Source organism: Puniceicoccaceae bacterium (assembly GCA_040224245.1).
Classification (GTDB): Bacteria; Verrucomicrobiota; Verrucomicrobiia; order Opitutales; family JAFGAQ01; genus JAKSBQ01.
In genome coordinates, this window is the sequence record JBEGIR010000098.1 from 1 (window position 1) to 6,900 (window position 6,900).

At 54.4% G+C, this 6,900-nt stretch carries 8 protein-coding genes; 5 read left to right on the plus strand and 3 right to left on the minus strand.

The features are described from left to right. Nucleotides 1-496 (plus strand): histidine kinase (locus ABQ298_16090; GenBank protein ID MEQ9825905.1); only part of this gene is annotated, 496 nt, incomplete at its 5' end. Continuing rightward, on the plus strand, nt 477-1,208 hold the full coding sequence (locus tag ABQ298_16095) for a LytTR family DNA-binding domain-containing protein (protein MEQ9825906.1): 732 nt from the start codon (nt 477-479) through the stop codon (nt 1,206-1,208). The genes ABQ298_16090 and ABQ298_16095, both read left to right, overlap by 20 nt. 93 nt (nt 1,209-1,301) lie before the next feature. Here ABQ298_16095 and ABQ298_16100 read toward each other — a convergent pair whose 3' ends face one another. Continuing rightward, a complete protein-coding gene (locus ABQ298_16100) occupies nt 1,302-1,778 on the minus strand; it encodes a hydrogenase maturation protease (GenBank protein ID MEQ9825907.1) in 477 nt (158 codons plus the stop codon). Nucleotides 1,779-2,045: 267 nt separating this feature from the next. Between ABQ298_16100 and ABQ298_16105 the strand changes: the two genes are divergently transcribed. From ABQ298_16105 to ABQ298_16115, 3 genes are all read left to right on the plus strand, one after another. After that, entirely contained in the window at nt 2,046-2,714 is a 669-nt protein-coding gene (locus ABQ298_16105) for a hemolysin III family protein (protein ID MEQ9825908.1), read from the plus strand. A 103-nt stretch (nt 2,715-2,817) separates the two neighbouring features. Continuing rightward, nucleotides 2,818-4,431 (plus strand): Na+/H+ antiporter NhaC family protein, encoded by a 1,614-nt coding sequence (locus ABQ298_16110; GenBank protein ID MEQ9825909.1) that lies wholly within the window; start codon nt 2,818-2,820, stop codon nt 4,429-4,431. Further along, complete coding sequence (locus ABQ298_16115) at nt 4,424-5,827, plus strand: MFS transporter (protein ID MEQ9825910.1); 1,404 nt, start codon at nt 4,424-4,426, stop codon at nt 5,825-5,827. The genes ABQ298_16110 and ABQ298_16115 overlap by 8 nt, the downstream gene beginning before the upstream one ends. A 96-nt stretch (nt 5,828-5,923) precedes the next feature. On the opposite strand, the gene ABQ298_16120 is transcribed toward ABQ298_16115, so the two are convergent. Then, nucleotides 5,924-6,409, minus strand: a complete 486-nt coding sequence (locus tag ABQ298_16120; protein ID MEQ9825911.1) for a septal ring lytic transglycosylase RlpA family protein — start codon at nt 6,407-6,409, stop codon at nt 5,924-5,926. Between the two features lie 82 nt (nt 6,410-6,491). Then, on the minus strand, nt 6,492-6,900 hold a 409-nt coding region (locus ABQ298_16125; GenBank protein ID MEQ9825912.1), incomplete at its 5' end, for a glycosyltransferase.

Sequence of the window (6,900 nt, forward strand, 5' to 3'; positions counted from 1 at the left end):
GTCCGATCTTCTGCGTTACTCCATCCAGTTTCACCAGGAGACGCTGGTCCCGCTTGAGCAGGAAATCGCGATCGTGCGCGACTATCTTGCACTTGAATCGATTCACTATGAGGAACGCCTGCGCTACCATTTTGACATCAATGCCCATACGCTTCAGCTCCGGGTTCCTCCGATGTCCGTGCAGTTACTGGTTGAGAATGCGATCAAACATGGAATTGCCAATCTCCCGAACGGCGGTTCCATCACTATTCAGTCCAGTCTGCTCAACGGAACGCTTCGCGTCAGTGTGCGCAACACCGGACAACTCCACCAACCCTCTGTCCGCAATTCCATCGTGGATACGGGCATCGGATTGCGCAACTCACAGGAACGTCTCGACCTGCTCTTTCCCTCCCACTGCTCGCTCACGGTGCAAAATCTGAATGAAGAAACCGTTGAAGCCGCCTTCACAATTGCCCAAAATCCCGAGCACTCTCATGAAAGCTCTCATCGTTGACGACACCCGCCTCGCCCGCAAGGAATTGCGATACCTGCTCGAACAAATCGACGATATCGTCATCGTGGGTGAAGCCGCCCATGCCGACGAAGCGCAAGAAAAAATCGTAGCCCTATGCCCTGATGTTGTATTTCTCGACATCCAAATGCCCGGTAGAAATGGTTTTGAACTTCTTGAATCCCTGGACCGGGTTCCCGAGGTGATTTTCACTACCGCCTATGACGCCTATGCCCTGAAGGCATTTGAATACAATGCGCTCGACTACCTGCAAAAACCGATCCAGTTCGAACGCCTCGAGCAGGCCGTAGAGAAAGTAAGACTCTCTTCCACATCACCTTCGACAGAAGCAGACGCTGACACGCCCCCCAGCTCCATGCTCTCCTCCGATGACCGGGTCTTTGTAAAGGACGGAGATTTTTATTGGTTTGTTCCGATCTCCGACATTCGGCTGCTCGAAGTGGATGGCAGTTACACGCGCATCCGCTTTGATACGCACCAGCCCATGATTCCGAAATCCCTGAATCACCTGGAATCCAGACTCGACCCTCGCCTCTTTTTTCGAGCGAATCGCCAGCAGATTGTCAATCTGCGATGGGTGGACCAAGTCGCTCCCTGGTTCAGCGGAGGCCTCAAACTCATGCTACGTGGGGGTGAGGAAGTGGAGGTTTCCCGGCGACAGGCTTCTCGTTTCAAGGAGTTAATGAGCCTGTAGCATCGCGCACGCAACAGCCAACCCCGGCCGTTGCATCGCTGTAACAGCTGTCTCCATCCTGACATACGGTCAGGTGTGCAGCAGCCCTTTCGTTCAGGCGACCAGCTCGGCTTCAAGCTCCAGCATCTGCAACACCTCTTCCACCGCGTCTTCCACTTCCGAGGAGAGTCCGTCTCCATCCGTGAAATCCTTACCTTCCACCCCGATCAACATCAGGCGCTTGGGATTCTCTCCAACATGAAGCGCGAGGTCGAGTGAATCGGCGATTCCCGATACATGTATTGCGTAGTGAGGAAACCAGTCCCCACAGCCAGGACGTTCATGACTGTCGAGCCAGAAAATGTTTCCGGCAGGACCTCCAGTACAGGAGGAATCCACAACAATGACCACGGAGTGATCCTTCATTGCACTTTCAATCTCAAGGTAACCGCCGGACATTTCGAAGGCATCAATCTGGGGGGGACAACACTCCAGAAGTCGCCGAATCACTTCACTGCCAACGGCATCATCGTGGTGATGGGTACCACGGATACCCACAACCGCGATTCGGGGAGTCGTTACGTTTTTCATCTTTCGCACAGTGTTTGTGTTGGAGCGGCTGATCCCACGATGGATCCCATCGAAACAGAATCCGCCTTGCGTTGAATACAGCATACTCGCAACCCGATACAGAGTCAAAACCAAGGTAAAAATGCGTTTCAACTAGTTCGCAATACACTGCCGTAAATCAGATTTCCTAATCCCGATTTTACTGTCGATTGTGCGTGATAAATGTATGGACCCAAAACCGACAATTCGCCTTGCCGAATGTGCCAGATACGCTTGCACTGGTGCTGCATGAAACCCGAAAAAGCGTCCTTTGATGAACTGCATCCCACTTCGGGATTTTCTCCGATGGAAGAGACCTTGAACGCCGTTACTCACGGGATTGGAGCGCTGCTGGGGGTCGCTGGTCTTGTCATCAGTATTGTGCTCGCAGCCACAAACGCTGATGCCTGGCTTGTGGTCGCCTGTTCCATCTACGGATCGACCATGGTACTGCTCTACACCGCATCCACCTTGTTTCACGGTATCCGCTACCTCCCGGCAAAACGCGTGTTCATGATCCTTGACCACTGCGGCATCTACCTTCTGATCGCAGGGACCTACACCCCATTCCTGCTCGGACCACTGCGCGGACCTTTGGGATGGAGTTTTTTCGGTCTCATCTGGGGCATCGCGATTACCGGAATCGTGTGGGAGAGCTTGAGCAAAACGCATGGCGGTCTGCGCTCGTCACTGATCTATCTGGTCATGGGCTGGATGTTCGCAGGCGTGATTGTACAGCTCATTCCACGCATATCAGTCTTTGGACTGGTGATGTTGATCACCGGAGGAGTGGTGTATTCAATCGGGGTCCTTTTCTATCTCATGAAACAGATCCCCTTCGCACACGTCATCTGGCATCTTTTCGTGATCGCAGGCAGCACCTGTAATTTTTTTGCCGTGCTGAGCCTGACGCGCTGACCCTTTCATGCGCATTTCCTGGCTCTGCCGAGGGCGCACTTATCACCATCAAATCCCGAATCGCCGTTGAAATTGCTGGATTCCGGTGCTAGGGAAAGCGCCAATGTCGATTCGAGCATACATCGCTCTCGCACTGTGGTTTCTCACATTTGGCGTTCTGCTGCTGGATGCACACTGGGCAGCGCTCTGGCCGAGCATTGTGGCCGTCAGTACCGTGTTCCTTGTTCGACGGGCGATTACCGGCCTGCTCGCAGGTGCCACCTCGGCAATGATACTGCTGCATCAGGGAAATCCTGCATCCGCCTTTGTCGCCTTTTTCTCCGATCACCTGTTGCCCTCCCTGCAAAGTTCCTGGAATCTGAGCATCCTCATCTTCACCCTCCTGCTGGGCGGTTTTGCAGCTGTAGTCTCCAAGGGAGGAGGCATCAATGCCCTGCTCCACCGCTGGATTCACAACCAGCGCGCAGGTCGTCGAATGCTCATGGCAAGTGCCTATGGACTCGGCTTGGCCTGCTTCTTCGATGGATTGGCCAACAGTCTGCTCGTCGGACGAACCCTGCAGGAACCGAGTCGACGTCTCGGCATCTCGGGTGAGAAGCTTGCCTACATTGTGGACTCTACCAGCAGTGCCGTTGCATGCGTTGCGGTCATGTCCACCTGGATTGCCTACCAACTGTCCATGATTCGCGAGGGATTCACCCTTGCGGGAGTGGAAGCCACTTCAAACCCGTTTCACCTCTTCCTTCAGTCAATTCCCTACAATTTCTACTGCTGGTTCACGCTCATCCTGCTTGCGGTTGTCATACTCAAAGACTGGAACCTTGGCCCCATGCGACTGGCCGAAGCCGAGGCCCTGAACTCTGGGAAACCCGATGACGCTTCCGAGTCCCTCTCCGAAGCGCAGGTTTCCCACCCGGCCAAAAGTCTTCGCGCCATCATTCCCTTGCTCATCCTCACCTTTGGTTTGTTGGCTGGCCTCTACTGGGACGGAACCGGAGGCAACCTGTTTCCCCTGCACTTGTCCCGCGTTTCTGAAGCTTTTGGCAAAGCAGACGCCGCCCTGGTCATGCTTGTCGTGTCTTCCCTTGCGTGCCTCACAGCTGTGCTACTCAATGCACCCAGCATTCGCAAACAGGGCGTCAGCGTGAGTGCAACCTTCATGGAAGGAGTGCAACACCTGTTTCAACCGATCTGCATCCTCATCAGTGCGTGGATCTTCAGCAGTACCCTGGAACCCCTGCAAACCGTCAACGTGCTCGCAGCCATCCTGCAGGGACAGTTCCCAAACTGGTTGTTCCCTCTTGTGGTTTTCCTCACTGGTGCACTCATCTCCTTTTCTTCGGGAACCTCATGGGGAACCATGGGGGTGCTCATGCCCTTGGCCCTGCCCCTTGCGATTCATCTCTCCAACGCACCAGATGGTCCACTCGTCATCGGAACGATTGCCGCCGTCTTCAGCGGAGCAGTATTTGGTGACCACTGTTCCCCACTCAGTGATACCACCATTGTATCCTCAATTTCGTGCGGCATTGAACCCTTCGCCCATGTGCGCACCCAACTGCCCTACGCCCTTCTCGCAGCGTTCGTTGCCGTCATGGCTGGATTTTTGCCAACCGGACTGGGAACACCCGCACCCGCTTCCCTGCTACTGGGAGGAGCCCTGCTCGTGAGCCTTTCGTTCCTGTTTTCCAGAAATCAACCATCCCCCCATGCCTGATTCAGCGACAGACCAACCCACAGCTTCCCTGGAAGCCATAGCCCGGCGAAACATCCGACATTTCCTGATCTTTCGCGTCCTGTTCAATGCCCGATTCTACTATCCGGTCTTCGCCGTGATTTTTTTGGATTTTGGGCTGACGCTGGAGCAATTTGCCATGCTCAATGCCATCTGGGCAGCTACGATTTTGCTCGCCGAGGTCCCTTCGGGTTCCCTTTCGGATCTGATGGGTCGAAAATCCATGATGGTCTTCACTGCAAGCCTCATGGTCATCGAAATGGCAGTCTGGGCGTGGGCCCCCACAGGGAACCCCAACCTGCTGTTCTGGGTACTTGCCGCGAATCGCATCCTGAGTGGACTGGGAGAAGCGGCTGCCAGTGGCTCCGATGAAGCGTTGGTTTACGACAGCCTCGAAGCGGCCAACATGCAGGATCGATGGTCTCATGTGCTCGAAAGTGTCTCCCGCTGGCAATCCATCGGATTCATGGTCACCATGATTCTGGGAGCACTCGTCTACGATGCCGACCTGATGCAAGATCTGCTCAAGCTCATGGGGTTCAACCTGGTTGTGACTTCCGAACACACGCTTCGCATTCCCTTGTTCCTCACTTTCGGCACGGCATTGCTCTGCTGGTTCAACAACCTGAGGTTTGTTGACGTCAATGCACCTGACCGCCACACAGGCATCAGTATATGGGATGCAACCCGGCAGACCCTTTCAGCAGGCCAGTGGATCCTGCAGACACCCTTTGCCCTGATCATCATTCTTGCAGGTGCATTCGCCGACAGCATTCTGCGCATGTTCGCCACCCTGGGCAGCGAATACTACCGCCTCGTACAGTATCCCGAATTTACATTTGGGGTGATCGGTGCGGGAATCGCTATCCTCAATTTTATGGCCGCTCCATGGATCCGTCGCCTTGTCGATCACTTCAGTCCTTCAATCATTTTTGCATGCATTGTCGGATTGAGCATCCTTGGATTTGCAGGAGCATCGTTCGCAATCCCCTGGCTGGGTTTGGGCTTTGCCATCATCCTGTTCCTCTGCTTCTCCCTCGTCAGTTTTTCGATTTCCTTCTATCTCAACCAAGTTTCAAACCGCAAAATTCGCGCCACAGTTCTCAGTTTCAAGGGCATGGCGCTCAACCTCGCGTATGGTTGCATTGGTCTCGCCTATGCTCAATTGACCCGACACCTGAATGAAATGAACTCAGCCACACCTGACAGCCCTGACGTCTTTCAACAGGGCTTGGCCTATTTCACTCCCTATGTTCTCGTGGGCAGTCTCGTGGTCGCTGCGATTACTTGGCTGCATTGCCGGGATGTCAACTCCATCGCCCTGGGTCTAAAACAACAGTCCAAAGGGCAGAAGTCCGAATCCAAAGCTGAATCCTGATCCACCCGATCCTCAGTTGCACAACTCGCGCGGTGCTATCGATTCACCCAGTGTTTGAGAAACGTTGGGCGAGGACAAAATCAATACTTCCAAATCTCACGTTCCTGTGACCACCTCAATCGCAACTTCTGCCAACCCCGATTCCACCATGCCCAGCTTTGCTGCAGCAGCCCATGAGAGATCCAAAATCCGTCCCTCCACAAACGGACCACGATCATTGATCCTCACCACAACGGAACGACCGTTCCCGAGATGGGTAATGCGCGCATAGCACGGGATCGGCAGGGTTCGGTGGGCAGCGGTCATCTGAAAGACATCAAAAACCTCACCGTTCGAGGTGGGACGACCGTGAAATTTCATGCCATACCAGGACGCAATGCCCGTCGCACAATACCCCTCGGCACATTCGAGCACTTCGTAGCGCTGACCATTAACCTCATACGGACTCTGATTTCCCCATCGACTCGCTACTGTGGGAAGAGGAATCGGTTCTCGGATTTGTGACAGATCCACCTCGCACTCGGGCGCATGATCTCGCACGTCTTCGTTCGAAGAGAGCAGTCCCCATGCTGCGATGAGCATAAGCGCACAACTACCCCTCACTACCGCTGCCCCAGTTGCAACCTTCGACCACACCGTCCGCATTTTCAAAATCCAGATGGGTTCAGCTCAACACCGAGCGGTAGACCTGCGCATTTCCAGCCGCCATCGGCTCGACGGCAAATTCACGTAGCGCCAGCATCCGCCCACCTTCGCCAAGGGTTTTTCTCAGATCCGGCTGAGCCAGTAACTCCAGCATCGCATTCCGAATGGCTGTCGAATCTGCAGGCGGTATCAAGATGCCGTTTTCACGATCCCGCACGATTTCCGGAATGCCTCCAACCCGAGTCGCAATCACCGGTACACGCGCATAGGATGCCTCAATCAGTGCCACACCCAAGCCCTCCATCAATGCCGGATGAACCAGCACTTCAACGTGGGGGTATACGCTTTTGATGTCATCAACAAACCCCGGAAACTGCACTACATCCTCCAAGCCAAGCTGACGAACCTGCTCCCGAAGCGCATTCAAT

Bases quoted from the DNA above. Each gene is read 5' to 3' on its own strand.
- ABQ298_16095 (MEQ9825906.1), top strand. From the start codon at position 477: ATGAAAGCTCTCATCGTTGACGACACCCGCCTCGCCCGCAAGGAATTG.
- ABQ298_16100 (MEQ9825907.1), bottom strand. From the start codon at position 1,778: ATGAAAAACGTAACGACTCCCCGAATCGCGGTTGTGGGTATCCGTGGT.
- ABQ298_16105 (MEQ9825908.1), top strand. From the start codon at position 2,046: ATGAAACCCGAAAAAGCGTCCTTTGATGAACTGCATCCCACTTCGGGA.
- ABQ298_16110 (MEQ9825909.1), top strand. From the start codon at position 2,818: ATGTCGATTCGAGCATACATCGCTCTCGCACTGTGGTTTCTCACATTT.
- ABQ298_16115 (MEQ9825910.1), top strand. From the start codon at position 4,424: ATGCCTGATTCAGCGACAGACCAACCCACAGCTTCCCTGGAAGCCATA.
- ABQ298_16120 (MEQ9825911.1), bottom strand. From the start codon at position 6,409: ATGCTCATCGCAGCATGGGGACTGCTCTCTTCGAACGAAGACGTGCGA.